Genomic DNA, 20,760 nt, shown 5'->3' on the forward strand with positions numbered 1-20,760 from the left:
CTCTGGTCTCAGTCGTAAATGATCAAGGAGGTGATCGACTGGGCCTCGGGCAGGCGGCTGCGGCCGGCAAGACCGGCCAGTTCGGCCACGAAGCTGAAGCCGCACAGCTCGCCCCCGGCACTGCTCACCAGTTCGGCGCAGGCGGCGGCGGTGCCGCCGGTGGCAAGCAGATCGTCCACCACCAGCACCCGGGGGCTGCCCTCAAGGGCATCGCTGCAGATTTCGAGCCGGTCGCTGCCGTATTCGAGGGCGTAGTCCACGCCGGTCACGGCGCCGGGCAGCTTGCCGGGCTTGCGCACCGGCACGAAACCCAGCTCCAGGCGGGTGGCCAGGGCCATGCCCACGATGAAGCCCCGCGATTCGATGCCCACGATCAGATCCGGCTGCAGCGCCGTGGCAGCCAGCTCCAGCTGGCGGATCACCTCCTGCCAGCCCTCGGGATCGCGCATCAGCGGCGTGAGATCGCGGAACAGGATGCCGGGCTTGGGGAAGTCGGGCACGTCGCGCACGAACCGGCGCAGATCAACGGCCATCGGCGTGACGAAGGGGGGCGGGAGCTGGCATCATCGCAGCCATGAGCGACCCTGCTGCAGCACCGCCAGCCCCGCCCCGGCCCGCTGAGCAGACCAGACTGCCCCGGCGGGGACTGGAGCGGCTCGACCTGCTGCTGCTGAGCGTGGAGGCCCTCGACCTCAACGGCGGCGAGGCGATGGTGTGGATGAGCGAGGAGATGGGCTTCACCGGCCTGTTCCCCAACCGGGTGGAGCTCTGGAAACGGCGCTGCTACAACCCCCTGCGCCGCACCACCCGCCGCGGCGAGCTCGATCCGGCCGAGACGGACGCCCTGATCCGCATCCTCTGCGCCCTGGCCGACCGCCTCTACCCCCTGCTGCGGGCCTTGCTGTCGGAGTCCGAATCGCCCCAGGTGCGCGAGCAGCGCTGGCAGCTGTTCCAGGGGCGCCTCTCGGCCCTGCTCAACGAACGCATGAATCCTCGCCGGGTGGGGGTGCAGCGGCTGCTCGATCCGCTGCTGGGGGCCCCCCAGCGCCATCAGCTGGTGCAGACCCTCGCCCTCGGCGGCGGCATCGGCGGCTTCGAGCGCCTGCGCGCCAGCCTGATGGACCCCGGCGGCTGACCCCACCCGCCATGACCCCACCCTGAGCCCGCGATGAAACAGACCCTGCGCTTCGAACAACTCAGCTGCCGCTTGCAGGTGGAGGGTCTGCCCGATGTGTCGGTGGGGCAGCGGGGCGAGGCGATCGGGATCATCACCGGCTGGAGCCTGCGCTGGGCCGGCCGGCCGGAGCTGGAGGGGCGCAAGGAGCACCTGCTGGCCCTGATGCAGGTGGTGTTGCCCTATGCCCGCCATTTGATCAGCGGTGTGCGCCGCCGCTTCGGCGGCCCGCCCCTGCCCGTGGAAATCGCCCCCGCTGAGGCTGACACCGCTGGGGCAAGCCACACCCTGCTGCTGCGCAGCAGCCAGCCCGACACCCCCCCTCTCACGATCGGCCTGGATGACGCCGAGCTGGCTGATCTGGTGCGGGTGCTGGACCAGCTGCGCCTCGACCCGCGCCTGCAGATGCCTCTGGATCTGCCCGTGCCCCAGCCCCTGAAGCCGCGGGAGGTGCAGGGGCGGTTGCCCCGCCGTCAGCGTCTGGCCGCACCGCTGGGCGGCGCCGTGGCCCTCGCCATGGCCGCGGGCGTCAGCCTGCTGCTGCCGGAACCCCGCCCCCAGCCCACCGCCTCCCCCCAGGCCCCTGCCGCCGCGGGAGCCCCCGCCGCTGGCTCCACGCCTGAGCCCAGTCCCGGGCCCTGAGCTTGACGCCAGCGCCTGGCTGGTCACACTGAGGCCAGGATTCAGGTTGCCTTGCTCCCCGTGCGTGCATTTGCAGCGTCTGCTGGGCAGCGGCTTTCGCTTCGTGTGGCGGCCTGCTCTCTTTCCCCGTTTCGTTCGCTTGTTCTGTCCGCCTGTTCTGCCCGCTGAATGACGACACTGAGCTGGTCTGAGTTGCGGATCCGGGTGGCGCGCCTGGGGGCGAGCCTGGATGTGGTGGTACGCAGCGACCCAGAAGTGTGTGGCCTCAGCGGTGAGTCGTTTCGCCTCACCCTGCACCACGGCGGCCAGGGCGACTGCACGGTGGGTGGTCTGCACCTGATCGACTGCCCCAACGAGCTGGTGCTGATGGAATTCGAGCGCTGGATGCGTGGCGCCGGCCACCCTCTTGAGGCATGACCTCCTCCCGCCGCCCCCTGCTGCAGCTCCCCCAGAAACCGGGTGGTCAGCGCAAGGTGTTTCGACGCAAGAACCGGCCGACGCGGCTGCGGCAGTTTGGCTCCGGGCTGCTGCTGGGCGCTCTGGGCTGTGGCTTGCTGGCGGGGCTGCTGCAGATCCCGGCGCGGGACGATGCGTTTCTGCTGCTCAGCGAGGCCACCGTCAACCTGATCAAGGGCGTGAGCACCTTCCTGCTGGGGTTTGTGCAGCTGCTCGCCGTGGTGCTGCTGGTGGTGGTGACCCTGGGGGCGCTGGTGCTGGTGGTGGGGGGAGTGGTGAGACTGGTGCGGGCCTGCCTGCCCCGCCGCCCCTCGAGCTGAGGGAGGGCCGGGGCTCAGCCGTGCAGGCGTGAGAACCAGAGGCCGGTGAGCTGCCAGCTCGACCACAGAAAGGCGGCCAGAAACAGCCAGTTGAGCCAGGCGGGACGCTGGGGGGGCTCCTGGGCCATGGGAGTGGCGGGCAAGGGATGCCCTCAGCCTGCCACCTGAACGGGTGTGTCGTTCCTTGTCTGTTTGGCTCTGAAGCTGGCCAGGTGCCTAGTCTCTGTGCCATGGGAAATCCGATCAGCCGGGACTTATTTCTCGAACGGGCCCGTTCGCGCTTTGGCGATCGCTATGACTACGGCGAAATCATCTATAAAAGCTATAAATCACCCATCAAGATTCGCTGCAAGATGCATCCGGTGAAGCAGATCTGCATCACCCCTGAAAAACATCTGCAAACCACCGGCGGCTGCAAGTACTGCCTGCGCGAGATGCGCATACAGATGCTGGAGCGGGAGCTCAACCGCCAGAGCGCCCAGCATCCGGCCCTGAAGCCCGGCGAGGGCCCTCGGCTGGAAGCCCGAACCGTCGGACTGGGCGGCCAGACGCCGTCGCAGACCTCACCCCCCACTTCCTGATGGTTGGCGGCCTGAAACCAGAGGGCTGGCATGTCGCCTCGCCTTGGCTAGGGAGGGATACAGCGTTGCGCCCCCGATGTCGCCCGTAGCCCGGCAGCTCAAGGCCCAGGCCCTGGAGGTGTTCCGCGACCCGGCCCAGGACACCGCCTCCGGGGTGGCGGCCCTGCTGCGCAGCTGGCTGCAGCGGGAGGGGCCGGCCACGGCAGCACGCCGCAGCGCCGAGCCCACGGAATTCAACGGCACCTTGATGCAGTGGTTCCACTGGTACAGCGAGGCGGATGGCGGCCACTGGCGCCGCCTCGCCGCCGAAGCACCGGCCCTGGCTGCCGCCGGCATCACGGCCCTGTGGCTGCCGCCCGCCACCAAGGGGGGCAGTGGGTACGACGTGGGCTACGGCACCTACGACCTGTTTGATCTGGGTGAATTCGACCAGAAGGGCACGGTGCGTACCAAGTACGGCACCAGAGCGGACTACGAGGCGGCCCTGCAGGCCTGCCGTGAGCACGGCATTCAGGTGTATGCCGATGTGGTGTTCAACCACAAGCTGTTTGCCGATGCGGAAGAGGAGTTCCAGGCCACCCCCTTCGATCCGCAGGACCGCACCCGCAAGCTCGGCGATGAACGCACCATCCGCGCCTGGACCCACTTCCGCTTCGATGGCCGCGGCGGGCGGTATTCAGAGATGCAGTGGCACTGGTATCACTTCGACGCTGTGGACTACAACGGCTTCGAGCGCGACTACCAGGCGGTGTGGCAGGTGAAGGGGGCGCTGCGGGAGCACAACGTGGCCCTCGAAAAGGGCAACTACGACTTCCTGATGGGCGCCGACCTGAACCTCAACCACCCCGAGGTGCGCGGCGAACTCAAGCACTGGGGCCGCTGGATGCTGGACAGCTTTGGGGTGGATGGCTTCCGCCTCGATGCGATCAAGCACATCGCCAGTGATTTCTTCGTGGACTGGGTCGACCACCTGGAGCAGCACGTGCAGCGCGATCTGTTCGTGGTGGGCGAGTACTGGACCTACGACCTGGCCAGCCTCCAGTGGTATCTGGCCAACACCGGCGGCGCCATGAGCCTCTTCGATGCGCCGTTGCATCTCAATTTCCACCAGGCCAGCCTCGGTGGCGGCCACTACGACATGCGCCGGCTGCTGGATGGCACCTTGATGAAGGAAGCGCCGCTGCTGGCGGTGACCCTGGTGGACAACCACGACACCCAGCCGCTGCAGGCCCTGGAATCCCCGGTGCAGGACTGGTTCAAGCCGCTGGCCTACGCCTTCATCCTGTTGCGCGATGAGGGCTATCCCTGCATCTTCCATGCCGATTACTACGGGGCCACCTACAGCGACAGCAAGAACGGCCAGAGCTACAGCGTGTCGATGGCCTCCCACCGCGGCCTGATCGATCGTTTCCTGCTGGCCCGCACCCAGTGCGCCTATGGCCCCCAGTACGACTACCTCGACCACTTCAACACGATCGGCTGGACCCGCCTCGGCAGCCCCGGCCATCCCCTGGCGCTGGCGGTGCTGATGAGCGATGGCCCCGCCGGATCGAAGTGGATGGAAGTGGGCAAACCCCACACCCGCTTCCGCGACCTCACCGGCCACCACCCCGCCGTGATCAGCACCAACGCCCACGGCTGGGCCGAGTGGCACTGCCAGGGAGGCTCGGTGTCGGTGTGGGTGGAGGAGAGTTGGTGGGAGCTGCAGCAGTAGTGGTAGAAACCCTCACGAGATGGGAGGTGCTGCATGAGCCGCACTCCTTTGCTCAATCTGGCGCGCTGAGGGCCTTCAACCAGTGGACATTTTGTAGCCAAGCGAACAAGTGGTTTGCGGACCCTTGAACCACACTTAAGCTTGGTGAAGCAATGCTCAAATCCTATGCTGAGCCAGGGATTTATAGAATTTAACGAAGATTCATGCGTGTGGCTTTTCAAGGAGGAGATCCGGCAGCTGTGGTTTACAGAACCATCCCACCACTAGTTTGACATACAACAAAGCAAGTGTATCCAATGGCAGAAACAGGCGAAGCATCGATCAAAGGCTTGGCTGGGGACAAGCCATATCAACAGCGTGCTAGAGCAGCATTGCCTATCCTGGTAAGGCAAGCCAAGGCAAGTCAGTCAATCGAGTATGGAGCGTTATCCAGAGAGCTGGGAATGACCAATCCGCGGAATCTGAATTATGTCCTCGGAGCGATTGGAAACTCAATGCTAGAGCTAAGCCAGGAATGGGGCATAAAGTGCCCTCCAATTCAGGCCCTGGTCGTCAACAAAGGGAGTGGTCTCCCTGGAGAGGGAATCTCGTGGTTTGCGCCAGATGCCTCAGAATTCAAGAAGGCCAGTGGGATTAATAAAGAGCTGATTGTCAATGGAATGCTCGCAGAGGTATTTATGTTTTCCAGGTGGAACGATGTGTTGGTCCGCTATGGATTGGAGCCTGTAACTGCAGCAGAACTTCTGCCTGTCAACCCAAGTCAGATCACTGCAATGCGTGACCAAGGGGAAGGAGAACAACATTTGGCCTTGAAGTTGGCAATCTCACTAAATCCATCCCTTGTTGGAGTGGAGTCATCTTTAGGCTTCGGTCAAACCGAAGTAGATCTCTACTCTGGTGATCGAGTTGATGTTCACTTTGCTTCCTTAAGCAATCGAATTGCTGTCGAGGTCAAGCCTGTAAACGCTCCTCAATATGATGTCGTCAGAGGACTCTTTCAATGTATAAAGTATTTGGCAGTCATTGAGGCCGAAGAGAAGGCAGAGCAGTCGATAAGGGATTGCAGAGTTATCTTGGCATTAGGGGGAGACATGCCAGTTGAGCTTCGGCCACTACAGGCCACCCTCGGCATTCAAGTAGTTGATCGCCTTGGTTTGGGTGAGCCCTAACATTACGATTCATCTGAGCCGCCACCCATGGAGTGCGTGTGAATTCTTCACTTTCTGCAGCCAAGTGATAGCAAGCACTATCCGTGTAAACAGCAGAGCCCAAAGGAAAGAATTGACTTTATGTTGAGATTGCCATAGGATATCGTGTCAAAAAGCCATTCGTGGAGGTCGTCACAATGCTAATTCGCTCTACTCGGCGAACATCGCCGATGCAGCAAGTTTCTGAGAATCTCTCGGCTGATGTCGTGATCGGCGCTGACTGTCAACTGCCTCAAGGCCTCACGCTTGCGCTCCCCACGGATGATCTGCAAGGTCTCAACCTCTACAAACTTAGTTCCCAAGCACTTTCAGACCGTGAGAAGCTAATTGGTAAGTCAATCAAATTAGCTGACTTGAGCCTCAGTAGTATGGACCAAGGGCTTGCTTTATCGCAGCTCAATCTCCCTAGTGGCACCAATACGGTATTCGCAACCACTGGATTCGTTCTCGCTGGGGCTGATGTTTATCATGCGCTAACCAAGGAAGATCCGGATGGGTTCGAAATTGCTATTGCATCAACAAAGGCGCTAGCCACAGCGGCCGATCTTATGGCGCCGTTCGTTCCTATCTTGCGTAACTATCAATCCCATATTAAATTCGTAACGGTACTCCTGAAGGCGGTAGGTACAGGTGCGGAGGTGTTTGAGTTGACCTATAAAAAACAAGAGCTTAACTTCTTGTACGAAAAGTAAAATGAATGGGGCTATCAACTCAGAGAGAGCGCATAACAATCGTAACCACCGTGGTTGCGATTTAGGTGTATTCTGAATCCACGTTTCAGGGAACCTCCCGGTAATGTGAAGTTAGTATGCAGCCCTAGACCACCATCTTCACTATCTCAAATCGAAACAAGCATGTACCTGATTACCAATCGCAAGCTCTCTAAGGCAAAAGGCTTGAAATCTTTTGGAGATGTGCCAAGTAGCAAAGGACCCAATGAGTTACGGCTAGTAAAAGTTGAACACGACGATACTGGATGGGACGCAGCCCCCGTTGATGATCAGCTTTCAACAGAGAGAGTAGAAGAGCTAAAATCCATATATGGTCTTGATATTGACTCCAAGGATCAGTGGCATGGAAGTCTTGAAGTGGCTTGCGAGCTATTTCATCGTGCCAATGAAGAAAAGCGGTCCATACTATTCTTTGTGCATGGCTACAATAATGACGTAGAAGACGTATTAAGTACAGCCCTCCAGATTGAAGAACTTTACAATGTAATTGTTGTGCCTTTTTCGTGGCCGGCCAATGGTGGTGGTGCCATTAGCGGAACAGCTGCATACCTAAGTGACAAGTCTGATGCCAGAGTCTCCGCTGGCGCTCTCAACAGAACAATTGATATTATTCAGAAACTACATCTCATGCTTACTCATTCTATTACAAGAAAATGCCAAGATCAGGCTTATCGTAGACACCCAGAAAATCCCACTGCGGCGGCAGCGCTTTTTTCACAACTCGTTGAAGCCAAGTGCTCTGTGACAATTAACCTACTTTGTCATAGCATGGGAAACTACGTACTGAAACATACGTTCTCAACAAGTGAAAACTCTGGCTCTGAGTTGGTATTTGATAATATCTGCCTGGTCGCAGCTGATGTGAATAATGCGAATCATTCTGACTGGGTAGGAGCGCTTGATGTTAGGAAGAGGATTTACGTCGTAATCAATGAGAACGATTACGCCCTGAAGGCATCCCGTATCAAGCCAGGAAAAGAACAGAAAGCTCGATTAGGTCACTATCTAAAGAAACTAAACAGCCCTAATGTATCCTATGTGAATCTGACCGATGCTGAGCATGTTGGCTCTAAACATTCGTATTTCACAGGCGATCCGCCTCGCAGCAACTCTAACCTTAAAACTATTTTTGAAGGAATGTTTAATGGCATGCCGGTAGAGCGTTCGCTTGTGTACCATTCCGATACGAATACATATAGTTTCTAGACTGGCAAAATAGCTGCAAGACTCAAATCTGTCTTGCATTATTTCCATGGCCGCAATAGGTTCCTCCGGCGTACGCACTAAAGGTTCACGCCGCTGAGGCTTATCGTTATGCAGCGTGGACACCGGCAGGGTTGCAATGGTGCTGCTGAGCTCTTATGCTGGGAAAGAGAACAGCAAGCAACTCTATTCTTTATCCTCCTCATGTATTGTACAAGTTGTGGTCGCAAGTATGCCGATTCCGACCAGTTCTGCGGGGGCTGTGGTCGCAATCGGACCGATGAGAATGTCGGCTTTCAGGGTGTGCCGTCAGTGAAACAAAAATGTGCGGAAGGCGTCCAGACTTCTGGGTACTGTTGGGAGAGGAGTTTTAATTACAAACGCATTATTGAAACCAAAGTTGTGCAAGATGCTTTTGGCTGTGCTCAACGCCGAGGAAGACAGGGCCTTGGGCTAAATGATTATCTGGATCTTCTGAATCCAGTTCTGCCAGGGCCTGGGAAAGCACTATTCAGTTTTTCGAGTAAGGTAGGCCTAGCTATTGTGGAAAAAACTAACTGGGCACATCATCACAAGATCTCCCGAAGTTTTGAAAATCTACCAGGCCAGGTAATTGCTGCATTGGCGTGTGCATTGGCTGGCCGGCAGTGTGATGTGCATGATATCCGGCAGGGCACTGATGAATTGACTATTCTTTCTCTCATCCCCGCAACTCTGTTGCGAGGTCAGTTTGCTCTTGAGGCTACGATATCCCTGCAAAATGAGATGACTGAGGTTGTCTTTGATCTCAAGGCTTTGCTTGGTGGTCTGGCTAGGAATAGATCGCAGTGCGCGGCGGATGAAATATTCGACGATTTGGCCACGTACTTACGGGAACTTGAAGCCCTCAATTCTTAAGGACTGACTCCACACTCTGCTCGATGCCCACTATCCATGGCTTAGAGAAATGTAGCCAGCTGATTTATGGCCAGTCGTCACCTGATAGGCATCAATAGGTGGGTGCCTACTGAGGTTAGTCTTTAGGCCAAGACTTAGGAACACCAGATGTCTGCATCTATGCATCGGCTCACTTCAGAGGAGCAGTTGGACATGGGCCGAGGGGCACCGGCCTATTGGCAACAAACTCCTAGAAGACCGGCCCTGTATTGGCGCCGCTCCTAGTTCCAGATCTACTGATTCCTTCGTCATTCCTGAATCCTGTTCAACGGAGAGGGCGGGATTCGAACCCGCGGAAGGTTTCCCTTCGCCGGTTTTCAAGACCGGAGCCATCAACCACTCGACCACCTCTCCCATCCCCGGCCCGTAGACCGGGAGCCACCATCTTCCCACGGGACCCCTGCCAGGCCCAGCCCGCGGGGGCTGCCTCAGGGCTTGGCCAGGGGCAGCAGGCACTTGTCCGAGTCGCAGCCGGCGGGGCCGGCCTCCTGCAGCTCGCCGCCGTCGTAGCGCTGCAGGGCCTCGAAGAAGTCTGCGGTGCGGCGACGGGCGGCCACCTCGCTGTTCAGACGCTGGTAGGTGGCCAGGTCGATCGGCTCGAACGGCAGCCTTGGGAAGGTGGCATTGGCATCGAAGCGGGCCAGCAGGGCGGCTGAGATGTAGCCCTGGCCGCCCTCGATCGCCCGGTGGATGGCCTCGGCCAGCGGTTCGATCTCGTTTTCGCGGAACTCCACCGTGGCGGAGGTGTTGTGGGCCGTGTAGTGCTGCTGCACCTGCATGTAGAAGTCGAACTGGGCCAGGGCCGAGAAGTTGTTGATCTCCACCGCATCGGCACCGGGGATGTTGGCCCAGCTCACTTCGGTGGGGATCTCCACCAGCCACTCCGTGCAGCGGGTGTCGAAGGGATCATCCAGCAGGCGGCCCTGCTCATCCTTATCGCTCTGGGAGGGCACGATGGCGTAGCCGTAGTCGAGGCAGGCCAGGGCCACCGGATCGTTCTTGCGGAAGGTGATACGGCGCAGGAAGCGCTGGGCCTTGGGCGGATGCCAGCCGGGGGAGGCGCCGGTGAGCAGGCTCTTGGTGCCGGCCGGTTGCACCGTGGTGCAGCGGTTGGGGCGGCGCAGGCCGTGGCGGTCGCAGTATTCCCACACCGCCTCATTCACGATCCGCTTCCAGCGGGCCAGGTAATCGGCCTCCTGGGCGCGGAAGGTGCGGCCCTCCTCGCTGTCGGGGCGGCCCGCTTCCCACCAGCGCAGCCAGGGGGTGCCGAAGGCATGCACGAAGAAGTCGAACAGCCCCGTGAAGCTCACCCCCACGATCGGATCCCAGGCGCGGCTCTGGCGGTAGCGCTCCACCTCGAAACGGTGGTTGAGCAGGCAGGCCACCGAGATGGCGCCGGCGCGGAAGGCGTCTTCCTGGGCCTGGAAATCGGTGGGGTGGATCTGGTTGAGATGGACCTCGGCCAGGTTGCAGTGGAAGTCGGCGCCGAGGATTTCGCCGCAGGGGTTGAGGCCGTAGCGGCCGAGGCGGTGCTCCAGCTCATCGGCTTCGATGCCGGGGTGGTGCTGTAGCAGCCAGGCGCCGGCCTGCTCGCGGCCCTGTTCGCAATAGAGGGCGATGAACTCCTGGCGCAGCTCAGGCGTGGGCAGCAGATCGGCATTGGAGCGGGCGATCGCCTCAGGGGCGAACTGGATCGCCCCCTCGCCGCTCTGGAACTGTTTGGTCACGGCCTCCAGCACCACAGCCCGGCTGGGCTTGGTGTGGAACACGCGGGTGTGGTTGGCCATGCGCAGCGAATCGCGCTCCGGATCGATGCGCCAGTTGCCCTCGCTGTCCTGCTGCCAGAGGTTGTCCTTGGCGGTGGAGGCGGCGATGTCGTCTGCGGCGAACTGGCGCATGCCGGCGCTGCGGCGGATGTTGCCGGCCACGATCGTCACGGCGGCCTCATCGATCAGCAGGCAGCACTCCACCGAGGTGAGCTGGCGGCCGTTGGCGCGGTTGAGGATCTGGGCCACGCGGCCGTAGAGGTCCTTCAGCTTCACCGGGTTGGCCATCCCCCCGAAGCCCTTGAGGGTTTCGCCCACGGGGCGCACATCGGAGAGGTCCACGCTCACCTGGATCTCGCCCGCGGCGCCGTGCTGGCAGAAGCGCTCGTCACTGCTGAGCTCCAGCAGCAGCTGGTAGCTGTCCACCCAGCCGCGGCGGGTGTCGCCCACCTTGATGTGAACCCTGTTCGCCTCAATCGTGTGGCTGGTGTGCTCCTGGCGCTGGCCCGCCGGGGTCGAGCCGATGTCGGTGACGCTGCCCAGCACCAGCCGGTTGCGCAGCACCGGCAGGCGGCTGATCAGGTGCGGCTCGATGATGGCGCCGGTGCCGCAGCCCATCATCGCCAGATCCATCATCAGAGCGAAGGCCTGCCAGTCCACCAGGTTGGTGGAGGTGCAGTTGTAGGAGCCGGAGAAGTTTTCGCTCTGCTCGATCCAGGGCGTGCCGCCGATCCACAGCCAGCGGCCCGAGGGCAGGGCCTTCTGGTGTTGCTGCATGCGCCGCAGCAGCTGCACTTCCGCCTCGGTGAGGTGGCCCAGGCGCCGCAGACCCTCCAGGTTGCGCTCGCCCACCTGCTGCCAGCTCTCGCGGCCCTCGGGCGTGCGGCGCGAATAGGTGCGGTAAAACACCGGGTTCGCCGCCGGCGCCGTGGCCGGGAAATCGCCGCCAGCCAGCGGGCCGGCCGGCGTCGCATCAGCGGCCGCATAACCCAGTTCGGCAGCCTGCCGGGCCGCATCCGACAGGGGTTGGGCGGAGAGGGTCACGGCAGGGCGATCCGGTGGTTGGCGTGCACCATAACGCCACCAGTGGTGGCTGCAAGACGCCGTTGCCACCACAACCAGCGTGGCCCCCGGGAGGGTGACCCCAGGTGCCGCTGCGGGGCAGGACCCAGGCCCTGCCTTGGCTCTGGCAGGCTGGGGCCATGACCAGCAGCCCCGTCGGCGTCGATCTCGAATCCCTGGCCGAGGCCGTGGAGCGGCGTCGCAACTTCGCGATCATTTCCCACCCCGACGCGGGCAAGACCACCCTCACCGAGAAATTGCTGCTCTATGGCGGTGCCATCCAGCAGGCCGGCGCCGTGAAGGCCAAGGGGGAGCAGCGCAAGGTGACCTCCGACTGGATGGAGATCGAAAAGCAGCGCGGCATCTCGATCACCTCCACGGTGCTGCAGTTCGACTACGCCGGCACCACGGTGAACCTGCTGGACACCCCCGGCCACCAGGACTTCTCAGAGGACACCTACCGCACCCTGGCCGCCGCCGACAACGCGGTGATGCTGGAAGACGCCGCCAAGGGGCTCGAGCCGCAGACGCGCAAGCTCTTTGAGGTGTGCCGGCTGCGGCGGGTGCCGATCTTCACCTTCATCAACAAGATGGACCGGCCGGGGCGTGAGCCCCTGGAGCTGATCGATGAGATCGAGAGCGAGCTGGGCCTCAGCTGCTGGCCGGTGAACTGGCCGATCGGCAGTGGCGACCGCTTCCGTGGCGTGATCGACCGCCGCAGCCGCGACGTGATCCTGTTCGAGCGGGCAGAGCGAGGCCGGCAGGCCACCGAGAAGCGGTTGCTGGCGGACAGTCCTGAGCTGGCGGATCTGGTGGAGGCCGACCTGCTGGCCACTGCCCTGGAGGAACTGGAGCTGCTCGATGGCGCCGGCGCCGAGCTGGATCTGGCCCTGGTGCAGGCTGGTGAGCTGAGCCCGGTGTTCTTCGGCTCGGCGATGACCAACTTCGGTGTGCGGCCCTTCCTGGATGCCTTCCTGGAGCTGGCCCAGAAGCCGGTGCCGCGCCAGAGCCGCGGCGTGGCGGTGGATCCGGTGGCGCCCGGGTTCAGCGGCTTCGTGTTCAAGCTGCAGGCCAACATGGACCCCCGCCACCGTGACCGGGTGGCCTTCGTGCGGGTGTGCAGCGGCCGCTTCGAGAAGGACATGACCGTGCAGCACGCCCGCACCGGCAGGGCGATCCGCCTGTCGCGGCCCCAGAAGCTGTTCGGCCAGGACCGCGAAGTGGTGGACGATGCCTTCCCCGGTGATGTGATCGGCCTCAACAACCCCGGCATGTTCGCCATCGGCGACACCCTCTACCTGGGCGCCAAGGTGGAATACGAGGGCATTCCCTGTTTCTCTCCGGAGATCTTTTCCTGGCTGCGCAACCCCAACCCCTCCGCCTTCAAGAGCTTCCGCAAGGGGGTGAATGAACTTCGCGAGGAGGGGGCCGTGCAGATCCTCTACGACACCGACCAGAGCAAACGTGACCCGATCCTGGCGGCGGTGGGTCAGCTGCAGCTGGAGGTGGTGCAGTATCGCCTCGAGCACGAATACGGCGTGCAGACCCGTCTGGAGCCCATGGGCTTCAGCGTGGCCCGCTGGGTGTGCGGCGGCTGGGACGCCCTCGAGGCCGTGGGCCGGATCTTCAACTGCAAGACCGTGCGCGATGCCTGGGATCGGCCGGTGCTGCTGTTCAAGAATGACTGGAATCTGCGCCAGCTCCAGGACGACCACCCCGACCTCGAACTGGCGGTGGTGGCGCCGGTGGTGAGCGGCGTCGAGCCGATCAGCCTCTGAGGCTGGCTGGCACGGTTGGCATGGTTGGCACGGTTGGCACGGTTGGCATGGAGACGCCTGGGGACGTCGGTTCCCACTCGATCTTGATCACATCCACCGGGCCACGCCCGGAGTTGTTGAGCTGCAGGGCGGCCCGCAGGGCCGCCTCGTGGGTGTGAAACAGGTAGGCCTCGCCGGGGTCCGCCACCGGCGCCACCTGCTGGTCCGTGCCCTGCACGGCCAGAAACAGGCCATCTTCCAGACGGCGGATGGCGTAGCGCTCGGGCTGGGTGCACGCCATCGGGTGGGCGGGATCAATTTCAGGAGCCCAGAAATGCAGCACGGTGAACCTCCTGGATCGGTGCAGGCCGATCAATCCTTGGTATCTTTTTTTACCTTAGCGGCCTGTTCCGGTTGCCACAGAACTGGGCCTGTAGGCCAGGGCTTCTTTACAGCTCTTCACACGATCCCAACGTTCAATGAATCTTGATCACCGGCCCGAAGGATCGGCTTAGCGTCGTGCCAGCGCCTGCCTCGGCATGCTGCCTACTCCCAGCCCGATCCTCGCCCTACGCTCCCCCGCCCATGGCACTGGTCAAAGCCCCCGCTCTGGGGATTGAACGCTTCGCAGGTTCCCGCAACAAGGAAAACTGGGCCCACGCCACAGAAGACGACCGCAACACGATTGTGCGTGCCGTGTATCAGCAGGTGCTGGGTAACCAGCACATCATGAAGAGCGAACGGCTCAATGGCCTCGAATCACTGTTCAGAAACGGTGATCTCAGCGTGCGTGAATTGGTGCGCCTGGTGGCCAAGAGCGGCCTCTACAAGGAGAAGTTCTTCGAGAACTGCAATCCCTACCGCTTCATTGAGCTGAACCACAAGCATCTGTTGGGCCGCGCCCCCAACACGGCTCAGGAGATGCTCGATCACTTCACCACCCTTCAGGAACAGGGCTACGACGCTGAAATTGATTCCTACATCGACAGCGACGAGTATCAGGGCCGCTTCGGACAGGATGTGGTGCCCTACATCCACGGCTGGGATTACTCCGTTGGTCAGCAGGGGCGCCAGTTCTCCTGGGTGTTCCAGCTGGCCCGGGGTGCGGCCGCCTCGGTGAAGGGCGACAGCAGCGGCGTGCAGTCGCGCCTCAACCGCGTGGTGCACCGCAACCGCCCCGTGCCGGTGAATCCGCCCAGCTCCGGCCCCTCCTACTTCCGCTCCTCCGTGGGCTCAGGCGCCTACGGCGGCGACGGCGAAGCGCCAATGGCCGTCTACAACACCGAGCGCACCGATCGCATCAGCGGTCTGCCGGTGATGGCCGGGGCCCGCGCCACCGATGGCAGCAGCGGCCGTCTGGTGACCCTGGTGGTGACCGGCGTGGCCAACAACGCCTACTCCCGCACCGCCGAAACGGTGATCCGGGTGCCCTACACCCGCATGAACCAGGCCCTGCAGCGGGTCAACCGGCTCGGTGGCCGGGTGGTGGAGGTCAGCGTGCGCTGAGCCCGGCGGGCTCCTGGGGCAGGATCAGTTCCAGCAGGGCGCCACCACTGCCGTGGTTGCGCGCCTGCACCCTGCCCCCGTGCGTGGCGGCGATCTGCTGCACGATCGCCAGCCCCAGGCCGCTGCCGGTGCGCTCCTGGCGCACCCGGGAGCTGTCACCCCGGTAGAAGCGCTCGAACATGTGGTTGAGATCGTCCTCGCTCAGCCCCGGCCCCCGGTCGCGGATGCTCAGCTGGCACCAGCCGCCCCGACTGCCGATCCCTGCCTCCACCTCAGCTCCGTGGGGGCTGTAGCGCAGGGCATTGTCCAGCAGGTTGAGCACGGCCCGGTGCAGGCGCGCCTGGTCGCCGCGGATCTGCAGGGTTTCCGCTGGCCCCTTCACCTGCAGGCTGAGGCTCACACCCCGCTGCTCGGCCACGGGCCGCAGGTTCTGCCACACCTGCTCCACCAGCCGCTCCAGATCCACCACCTCCAGGCTGAGGCCCTGGCCTGGCATGGCGTTTTCCAGGCGCGACAGCTCCAGCAGGTTCACCACCATGTCCTGCAGGCGCCGCAGTTCCCGCTGCAGCCGCTCCACCAGCCGGGCGTTGCCATCGGTCACCTGGGCGGCGAGGCTGTCCCCCACCAGCAGCAACGCAGTGAGCGGGGTTTTCAGCTCATGGGCCACATCGCTCACCCAGCGCTCCTGTTGATCGAGCTGGGCCTCCAGCGAGCGGCGGCTCTGCAGCTGCAGCGCCATCCAGCCCTCGCGGCCCGGCACCACGGCCAGGTCGTAGTCCACCGGCCCATAGCGCCACTCCAGGCGCTGGGCCCGCTGCTGGCGCCGCGCCAGAGCGATCGAGCTCAGCAGGGCGGGATCGTCGCAGAGCTGGGCCAGGGGTGTGCCCAGCAACCGGACCCCTGCTCCTCTGGCGGCTGCGCTCCCCGGCGCCGTGCTGCCCTCCATCTCCGCCAGCAGGATGCGCTCGGCCCTGGGGCTGATGTGGCAGATGCGGTCGTCGCCATCGAGCAGCACCCAGCCCATGGGCGAGTGGTCCATCCAGCTCAGCAGCTGGCGGCTGCTCGGCTCCGGCAGGGCCGCCGCCCCGCGGCGCCACCAGGGACTGCCGGAACCCCGCCAGCCGCCGCGACTGCTCTCAGCCAAAGCGATACCCGAAACCCCGCACCGTGATCAGGTGGGCGGGTGAGGAGGGCTCGTCCTCCAGCTTTTCGCGCAGCCAGCGAATGTGCACGTCCACGGTCTTGCTGTCGCCGAAGTAATCCACGCCCCACACCTGCTCCAGCAGCTTGTCGCGGCTCCAGACCCGGCGCGGATGCTGCATGAACAGCTCCAGCAGCCGGTATTCCTTGGGCGAGAGGTTCACGGGCAGGCCGTCGCGGGTCACGCGGCACTCCTCCTGGTAGAGCCTGAGGTTGGCATGCTCCAGCACCTTGGCCTGGTTGGCCTGGCTGGTGGTGCGCCGCAGCAGGGCCCGGCAGCGTGCCACCAGCTCGCGCATGCCGAAGGGCTTCACCAGGTAGTCGTCGGCGCCCACTTCCAGGCCCAGCACCCGGTCGGTCTCGCTGTCACGGGCACTCACCACCAGGATCGGCGTGAGGATGTCGGCTGCCCGCAGGGCCCGGCAGACATCGAGGCCGCCCAGGCCCGGCAGCATCAGATCGAGCACCACGAGGCCGTAGGCGTTCTCCTCGCTGCTGCGCTGCAGCAGGTTGAGGGCATCGCGGCCATTGCCGCAGGCCGTCACCGCAAAGCCCTCCAGCTGCAGGGCCTCCTGCAGGGTGTCGCGAATGGTTTCATCGTCTTCGACGACCAGCAGGCGGGCGCTCATGCCGCCATTCTGGCCGTCGCCCTCCAGATCCCAGAAACTGCTGATCGGCCGCAGGACCGATCCGGGGCGACTCATCGGCGCAGGGGTTGGTGGCTGATCACCAGGTGGCGTTCGAGATCGAGATCGAGCCAGCCCTCGGCCCGCAGCTGGCCCAGCAGCCGGGTGATCGTCACCCGGGTGGTGCTCAGGGCGCTGGCCAGGTCCTGGTGGGTGAGCCGCAGCGGCAGCCGCAGGCCGCGGTCACAGGGCTGGCCGTACTCCTCAGCCAGCAGCTCCAGAAAGCCCTTCACCCGGTCTTCGATGCGGCGCAGGCCGAGCAGGGCCAGCATCGCTTCGCTCTGGCGGTAGCGGGACGCCATGCCCTGCAGGATGCCGATCGCCAGATGGGGGGAGGCGTGGATGTCGTCGCAGCTGAGGCAGAGCAGGTCGCTGGCCACCAGGGTGGTGGCCTCGTAGGCGGGCTGGTTGCTGAGGGGATCGCCGAAGGGCTCGTTGGGCCCGGCCAGCCCCAGCAGCAGGGCATCGCCCTGGTAGGAGATGGCGCCGAGCTTCACCATGCCGCGCACCACCACCCAGAGGTTGCGCCGCAGCATGGGAATCGGGCTGCCAGCCGGCAGATGCACCAGGCTGCGTTTCTCATAACTGGCCTCCAGCAGCTCCCTGAAGCTGTCGCGGTGCTCAGCAGCTTGGGAAGGCGTGAACACCATGGGGCTGCAGCCGAAGGGTGCCCAAACCCTATGGACGGCAGACGGCCCTGCGGTCAAGGCGGGATGGTCGTCCGTTTAAGAGTTGGTTAGCACTTCTGGTCTGCGCTAACGGGCAGTTGGCGGGGGCTCAGTCGCAACAGGGGGCGGCGGGCCGCTGGCACTGGCCATTGAGCCGGCCCAGCCACTGCTGCAGGGCCGTGATCGCCTGCGGTTGCAGGCGGTAGTAGATCCAGCGGCCCTGCTCGCGCCCCTCCAGCAGGCCAGCCTCCTTGAGCACCCGCAGGTGAAAGGAGAGCTTCGACTGGGCCAGGCCCAGGTCCACGGTGAGATCACAGACGCAGCGCTCGCCGCCCGCGAGCGCCTCGATCACCTGCAGCCGCAGGGGATCGCCGAGGGCCTTGAGCAGCTGACGGGCCTGGGCGTTGTCGAGGCGCTCGGCAGGGCTGTCAGCGAAGCTCGAACCGGCGTCGACGGGCCGCGCAACAGGGGGGCTGGTCAGGGTCATCGGGTCATTCTCAGGGGTCGAGCTGGGGCCCGTGACAGACGATCAGAATTCCCTGGCCTGCTGCCGCTTCTGAGGGCCGCGAAGCTTCCTCAGCGGTACTCCGGTTTGCGGGTGTCATCGAAGCTGCGCCTCAGGGCTTCGGCAATCGGCAGGCCCACCGGCAGGTCACCGCCGAAAGAGGTGCCGAGAATGTGGCGGTAGAGCTTCGCTTCCACCAGTCGGTAGGTGTCCGGCGGCAGGGGGATGGACCCCGCCTCCTCCACAAAGCGGAGCCCATTGCCCACCGTGAACCCCACGAAGCTGCGGATCGCGTCGTTGGAGCGCATCTGCTGGTCGTTCACGTAGACGAACAGCGGCCTCGACAGCGGCCGGTAGCTGCCGTCCTGAACCGTCTGCAGCGAGGGGGCGACAGCCCTGCCACCGGCCGAGTCAATCGCGAGGGCCTTCAACCGCTCGGCATTGGCCCTGTAGTAGCTGAAGCCGAGGTAGCCCATGGCGTTGGGGTCATCGGCCACGCAGGCCACGATCACGTTGTCGTCCTCGCTGGTCTCCACGTCGGCGCGGCTGTTGGCCTTGTTGCCGTTGATCGCCTCGTTGAAGTAGTCGAAGGTGCCTGAATCCCGGCCTGGGCTGCAGAGGCGCAGGGGGCGTTCGGGCCAGTCGCTGTTCACCTGGTTCCAGGCCTTCACCGTGCCCTGGGCCGGCGCCGACCAGGTGCGGGACAGTTCCTCGGTGCTGATCGCTGGGGCCCAGTCGTTGCCGCCGTTCACCACCACGCTGATGGCATCGAAGGCCAGGGGCAGCTCGATGAAGGTGATCCCCTTGGCGGCACAGGCCTGGAGCTCCTCGCTGCTGATCGGGCGGGAGGCGTTGGCGATCGGGGCCTCCCCCGCGCAGAAGGCCCGCAGCCCGGCGCTGGTGCCTACTTCGCTCAGCTCCACCGTCACGTCACGGCCCCGCGCCGTGGCGCCGTAGCCGGCCACGGCCAGCTTCAGGATCGGAAACACGGTGCTGGAGCCGGTGATGCGAATCGGGCTGGCTTCTGGCGTTGGTGCCCGGCCGCAGCCGGCCAGCAGGGCGGCCAGGGCAGGGAGCAGGGTGGCGGCCAGGGGGAGGGAACCACGGGGGCAGGTGGCCATGGGAGCAGGGGAGAACCCGGACCGCTCCAGCTTGGTGAATCAACCAGACTTGCTGGTTAAGGAATGGTGCTGCTCAACAGAGCTGCGCATGCACCGCTGCGGCCGCCTCCTCGCCGCTGCGCACGGCCCCCTCGAAGAAGCCCGGCCAGCGTTCGGCCACCTCGGTGCCGGCCCAGAACACCCGCCCATGGGGCCGGCGCAGGGCGTCGCCGCAGCGGGTCCAGAGGCCGGGCGGCATCCAGCCGGCGTAGGCGCCGCCCACGTGGGGCTCCGCCGGCCAGTCCTTCTCGCAGTAGGACAAGGGCGCGAGGGCCTGGGGGCCCAGGTAGGCCGCCAGATCCGCCAGCACCGCCCGGCGCCGTTCCGCTTCGGGCAAGGGGGCCCAGCGGTGGTAGCGGTGGCCCGCCACGAAGGCGGCCAGCACCCCGCAGCCGCTCTCAGGGTCGGAACTGTCGGCGCAGAGCTCCACCGTGGGGCGATCACCGATGGCGATCCCCGCCAGCCCCTGCTCCCGCCACCAGGGGCTGGCATAGGCCAGAAGCACCTTGGCGCAGGCCCCCATCGCCATCTCGGCTTGGAGTTGCTGCCGGTCAGCTGGCAGCTCGGGGCTGAACTGCAGCCGGGCCGCCATGGCCGGCGGCATGGCCACGATCACGGCGCGGCAGGGGTAGCGGGCCCGGTCCGTGCGCACCACCACGGGGTGAGGCCCCTCCTGCTCCACGCCGCGCACCGGCTCGCCCAGCTGCAGCGCGCTCTCCCCCAGTTCGGCCGCCAGCAGGGCCGGCAGCTGGCCCGCTCCCCCATGCAGCAGCCACTGCTCGGGGTGCTCGCCCTGGGGGGCGGTGCGCTGACCCCAGAGCACGTGCAGCAGCGACACCTGCTCGGGCTCTGCCGGGCCGAGAAAGCCCACGGCCCGGCAGAAATAGGCGAAGTACCAGGCGGCAAACGGGGTGTGGGTGTGGGCGTCGATCCAGTCCTGGAAGCTGAGGCGATCCAGCGCCGCTGCGGCGGGATGGTGGTGCGGGTGCCCCTCGGGCAGCTGGGCCACCAGGGCCTGGAACTGCTCCAGGGCCGCCATCGCATCGGCCCAGTCGGCCTCGGGCACGGCGGGGGGCTGGCCCTCGGGGAAGCCCTGGAAGAAACCGCTGAAGCGGCAGCGCTGCTCTCCGAACACCAGCACGGTGTCGCCGCTGTGGGGCGACGCGAAGCGGCGGATGCGGTGGCGCTCCAGCAGCTCCAGAACGCGGGTCTGGGTGGGGCCGATCCACTGGCCGCCGAGGTCGATCCAGGGGTCGGATCCATCCGGGCGCGTCTCGGTACCGGCGAGCGGTAGCGGCTGCCTGCGCATGCGGCCGCCGGGCTGGTCGGCGGCCTCGATCAAGCGCACCGAGCAGGCGGCCTGTTGCAGGCAGCGGGCCGCCACCAGGCCCGACAGTCCGGCCCCCACCACCACCACATCCACGGGGTCCGCGAGGATCGGGCTCTGACGCCCTTGGCGTGCTGACACCATCTGCCCAGTCTCCC

21 protein-coding genes and 1 tRNA gene are annotated in these 20,760 nt (G+C 64.2%); 12 read left to right on the plus strand and 10 right to left on the minus strand.

What is annotated here, in order from left to right; genetic code table 11:
- Nucleotides 1–8: 8 nt before the first annotated feature.
- Nucleotides 9–533: an adenine phosphoribosyltransferase gene (locus ACWJIO_RS07890; protein ID WP_480312611.1), complete on the minus strand. Its 525-nt coding sequence runs from the start codon at nt 531–533 to the stop codon at nt 9–11.
- Between the two features lie 41 nt (nt 534–574).
- On the opposite strand from ACWJIO_RS07890, the gene ACWJIO_RS07895 reads away from it, so the two are divergent.
- From ACWJIO_RS07895 to ACWJIO_RS07940, 10 genes are all read left to right on the plus strand, one after another.
- The gene (locus tag ACWJIO_RS07895; protein ID WP_480312613.1) at nt 575–1,135 is read left to right on the plus strand and encodes a DUF3038 domain-containing protein; all 561 of its coding nucleotides are present in this window, start codon (nt 575–577) and stop codon (nt 1,133–1,135) included.
- A 33-nt stretch (nt 1,136–1,168) separates the two neighbouring features.
- Entirely contained in the window at nt 1,169–1,816 is a 648-nt protein-coding gene (locus ACWJIO_RS07900) for a DUF4335 domain-containing protein (protein ID WP_480312615.1), read from the plus strand.
- A gap of 168 nt (nt 1,817–1,984) precedes the next feature.
- Nucleotides 1,985–2,233, plus strand: a complete 249-nt coding sequence (locus ACWJIO_RS07905) for a hypothetical protein (protein WP_480312617.1) — start codon at nt 1,985–1,987, stop codon at nt 2,231–2,233.
- Nucleotides 2,230–2,592 carry a hypothetical protein gene (locus ACWJIO_RS07910; protein WP_480312618.1) on the plus strand — a complete coding sequence of 121 codons (363 nt, stop codon included), beginning with the start codon at nt 2,230–2,232 and terminating at the stop codon, nt 2,590–2,592. Before ACWJIO_RS07905 ends, ACWJIO_RS07910 begins: the two co-directional genes overlap by 4 nt.
- 230 nt (nt 2,593–2,822) lie before the next feature.
- Nucleotides 2,823–3,173 (plus strand): hypothetical protein, encoded by a 351-nt coding sequence (locus tag ACWJIO_RS07915; RefSeq protein ID WP_480312620.1) that lies wholly within the window; start codon nt 2,823–2,825, stop codon nt 3,171–3,173.
- A gap of 76 nt (nt 3,174–3,249) precedes the next feature.
- Complete coding sequence (locus ACWJIO_RS07920) at nt 3,250–4,887, plus strand: alpha-amylase (RefSeq protein WP_480312622.1); 1,638 nt, start codon at nt 3,250–3,252, stop codon at nt 4,885–4,887.
- Nucleotides 4,888–5,174: 287 nt separating this feature from the next.
- Complete coding sequence (locus ACWJIO_RS07925) at nt 5,175–6,056, plus strand: hypothetical protein (protein ID WP_480312624.1); 882 nt, start codon at nt 5,175–5,177, stop codon at nt 6,054–6,056.
- 209 nt (nt 6,057–6,265) lie between these two features.
- Nucleotides 6,266–6,787: a hypothetical protein gene (locus ACWJIO_RS07930; RefSeq protein ID WP_480312625.1), complete on the plus strand. Its 522-nt coding sequence runs from the start codon at nt 6,266–6,268 to the stop codon at nt 6,785–6,787.
- 162 nt (nt 6,788–6,949) lie between these two features.
- Nucleotides 6,950–8,032: an alpha/beta hydrolase gene (locus ACWJIO_RS07935; protein WP_480312627.1), complete on the plus strand. Its 1,083-nt coding sequence runs from the start codon at nt 6,950–6,952 to the stop codon at nt 8,030–8,032.
- A 108-nt stretch (nt 8,033–8,140) separates the two neighbouring features.
- Nucleotides 8,141–8,926, plus strand: a complete 786-nt coding sequence (locus ACWJIO_RS07940; RefSeq protein WP_480312628.1) for a zinc ribbon domain-containing protein — start codon at nt 8,141–8,143, stop codon at nt 8,924–8,926.
- 308 nt (nt 8,927–9,234) lie between these two features.
- Here the strand turns inward: ACWJIO_RS07940 and ACWJIO_RS07945 are convergent.
- Together ACWJIO_RS07945 and nrdJ are read right to left on the minus strand one after the other, a co-directional pair.
- A tRNA-Ser gene (locus tag ACWJIO_RS07945) sits at nt 9,235–9,319 on the minus strand.
- Between the two features lie 74 nt (nt 9,320–9,393).
- Complete coding sequence (nrdJ, locus tag ACWJIO_RS07950; protein WP_480312803.1) at nt 9,394–11,724, minus strand: ribonucleoside-triphosphate reductase, adenosylcobalamin-dependent; 2,331 nt, start codon at nt 11,722–11,724, stop codon at nt 9,394–9,396.
- A 209-nt stretch (nt 11,725–11,933) separates the two neighbouring features.
- On the opposite strand from nrdJ, the gene ACWJIO_RS07955 reads away from it, so the two are divergent.
- Nucleotides 11,934–13,571 (plus strand): peptide chain release factor 3, encoded by a 1,638-nt coding sequence (locus tag ACWJIO_RS07955; protein ID WP_480312629.1) that lies wholly within the window; start codon nt 11,934–11,936, stop codon nt 13,569–13,571.
- On the opposite strand, the gene ACWJIO_RS07960 is transcribed toward ACWJIO_RS07955, so the two are convergent.
- Nucleotides 13,561–13,851, minus strand: a complete 291-nt coding sequence (locus ACWJIO_RS07960) for a hypothetical protein (RefSeq protein ID WP_480312631.1) — start codon at nt 13,849–13,851, stop codon at nt 13,561–13,563. The genes ACWJIO_RS07955 and ACWJIO_RS07960 overlap by 11 nt on opposite strands.
- A gap of 284 nt (nt 13,852–14,135) precedes the next feature.
- Here ACWJIO_RS07960 and ACWJIO_RS07965 point away from each other — a divergent pair, with 284 nt between their 5' ends.
- Nucleotides 14,136–15,056: a phycobilisome rod-core linker polypeptide gene (locus ACWJIO_RS07965; protein ID WP_480312633.1), complete on the plus strand. Its 921-nt coding sequence runs from the start codon at nt 14,136–14,138 to the stop codon at nt 15,054–15,056.
- On the opposite strand, the gene ACWJIO_RS07970 is transcribed toward ACWJIO_RS07965, so the two are convergent.
- From ACWJIO_RS07970 to ACWJIO_RS07995, 6 genes are all read right to left on the minus strand, one after another.
- Nucleotides 15,043–16,200 (minus strand): sensor histidine kinase, encoded by a 1,158-nt coding sequence (locus ACWJIO_RS07970; RefSeq protein WP_480312634.1) that lies wholly within the window; start codon nt 16,198–16,200, stop codon nt 15,043–15,045. The two genes, ACWJIO_RS07965 and ACWJIO_RS07970, sit on opposite strands and share 14 nt — an antisense overlap.
- Nucleotides 16,193–16,885, minus strand: coding sequence for a response regulator transcription factor (locus tag ACWJIO_RS07975; RefSeq protein ID WP_480312805.1), 693 nt, complete (start codon nt 16,883–16,885; stop codon nt 16,193–16,195). Before ACWJIO_RS07975 ends, ACWJIO_RS07970 begins: the two co-directional genes overlap by 8 nt.
- 71 nt (nt 16,886–16,956) lie before the next feature.
- Nucleotides 16,957–17,592, minus strand: a complete 636-nt coding sequence (gene ptrA / locus ACWJIO_RS07980; RefSeq protein ID WP_480312636.1) for a Crp/Fnr family transcriptional regulator PtrA — start codon at nt 17,590–17,592, stop codon at nt 16,957–16,959.
- A gap of 127 nt (nt 17,593–17,719) precedes the next feature.
- Entirely contained in the window at nt 17,720–18,097 is a 378-nt protein-coding gene (locus ACWJIO_RS07985; protein WP_480312638.1) for an ArsR/SmtB family transcription factor, read from the minus strand.
- A gap of 89 nt (nt 18,098–18,186) precedes the next feature.
- Nucleotides 18,187–19,236, minus strand: a complete 1,050-nt coding sequence (locus tag ACWJIO_RS07990) for a PstS family phosphate ABC transporter substrate-binding protein (RefSeq protein ID WP_480312640.1) — start codon at nt 19,234–19,236, stop codon at nt 18,187–18,189.
- 73 nt (nt 19,237–19,309) lie between these two features.
- Nucleotides 19,310–20,746 carry a flavin monoamine oxidase family protein gene (locus ACWJIO_RS07995; RefSeq protein ID WP_480312643.1) on the minus strand — a complete coding sequence of 479 codons (1,437 nt, stop codon included), beginning with the start codon at nt 20,744–20,746 and terminating at the stop codon, nt 19,310–19,312.
- Between the last annotated feature and the right edge of the window lie 14 nt (nt 20,747–20,760).

The sequence above is a fragment of the Paraciimarium castrense LEGE 11436 genome, assembly GCF_056633055.1.

Bases quoted from the DNA above. Each gene is read 5' to 3' on its own strand.
- ACWJIO_RS07890 (WP_480312611.1), bottom strand. From the start codon at position 533: ATGGCCGTTGATCTGCGCCGGTTCGTGCGCGACGTGCCCGACTTCCCC.
- ACWJIO_RS07955 (WP_480312629.1), top strand. From the start codon at position 11,934: ATGACCAGCAGCCCCGTCGGCGTCGATCTCGAATCCCTGGCCGAGGCC.
- ACWJIO_RS07895 (WP_480312613.1), top strand. From the start codon at position 575: ATGAGCGACCCTGCTGCAGCACCGCCAGCCCCGCCCCGGCCCGCTGAG.
- ACWJIO_RS07900 (WP_480312615.1), top strand. From the start codon at position 1,169: ATGAAACAGACCCTGCGCTTCGAACAACTCAGCTGCCGCTTGCAGGTG.
- ACWJIO_RS07905 (WP_480312617.1), top strand. From the start codon at position 1,985: ATGACGACACTGAGCTGGTCTGAGTTGCGGATCCGGGTGGCGCGCCTG.
- ACWJIO_RS07910 (WP_480312618.1), top strand. From the start codon at position 2,230: ATGACCTCCTCCCGCCGCCCCCTGCTGCAGCTCCCCCAGAAACCGGGT.
- ACWJIO_RS07930 (WP_480312625.1), top strand. From the start codon at position 6,266: ATGCAGCAAGTTTCTGAGAATCTCTCGGCTGATGTCGTGATCGGCGCT.
- ACWJIO_RS07940 (WP_480312628.1), top strand. From the start codon at position 8,141: ATGCAGCGTGGACACCGGCAGGGTTGCAATGGTGCTGCTGAGCTCTTA.
- ACWJIO_RS07960 (WP_480312631.1), bottom strand. From the start codon at position 13,851: ATGGCGTGCACCCAGCCCGAGCGCTACGCCATCCGCCGTCTGGAAGAT.
- ACWJIO_RS07975 (WP_480312805.1), bottom strand. From the start codon at position 16,885: ATGAGCGCCCGCCTGCTGGTCGTCGAAGACGATGAAACCATTCGCGAC.
- ACWJIO_RS07935 (WP_480312627.1), top strand. From the start codon at position 6,950: ATGTACCTGATTACCAATCGCAAGCTCTCTAAGGCAAAAGGCTTGAAA.
- ptrA (WP_480312636.1), bottom strand. From the start codon at position 17,592: ATGGTGTTCACGCCTTCCCAAGCTGCTGAGCACCGCGACAGCTTCAGG.
- ACWJIO_RS07920 (WP_480312622.1), top strand. From the start codon at position 3,250: ATGTCGCCCGTAGCCCGGCAGCTCAAGGCCCAGGCCCTGGAGGTGTTC.
- ACWJIO_RS07965 (WP_480312633.1), top strand. From the start codon at position 14,136: ATGGCACTGGTCAAAGCCCCCGCTCTGGGGATTGAACGCTTCGCAGGT.
- ACWJIO_RS07995 (WP_480312643.1), bottom strand. From the start codon at position 20,746: ATGGTGTCAGCACGCCAAGGGCGTCAGAGCCCGATCCTCGCGGACCCC.
- ACWJIO_RS07990 (WP_480312640.1), bottom strand. From the start codon at position 19,236: ATGGCCACCTGCCCCCGTGGTTCCCTCCCCCTGGCCGCCACCCTGCTC.
- ACWJIO_RS07985 (WP_480312638.1), bottom strand. From the start codon at position 18,097: ATGACCCTGACCAGCCCCCCTGTTGCGCGGCCCGTCGACGCCGGTTCG.
- ACWJIO_RS07915 (WP_480312620.1), top strand. From the start codon at position 2,823: ATGGGAAATCCGATCAGCCGGGACTTATTTCTCGAACGGGCCCGTTCG.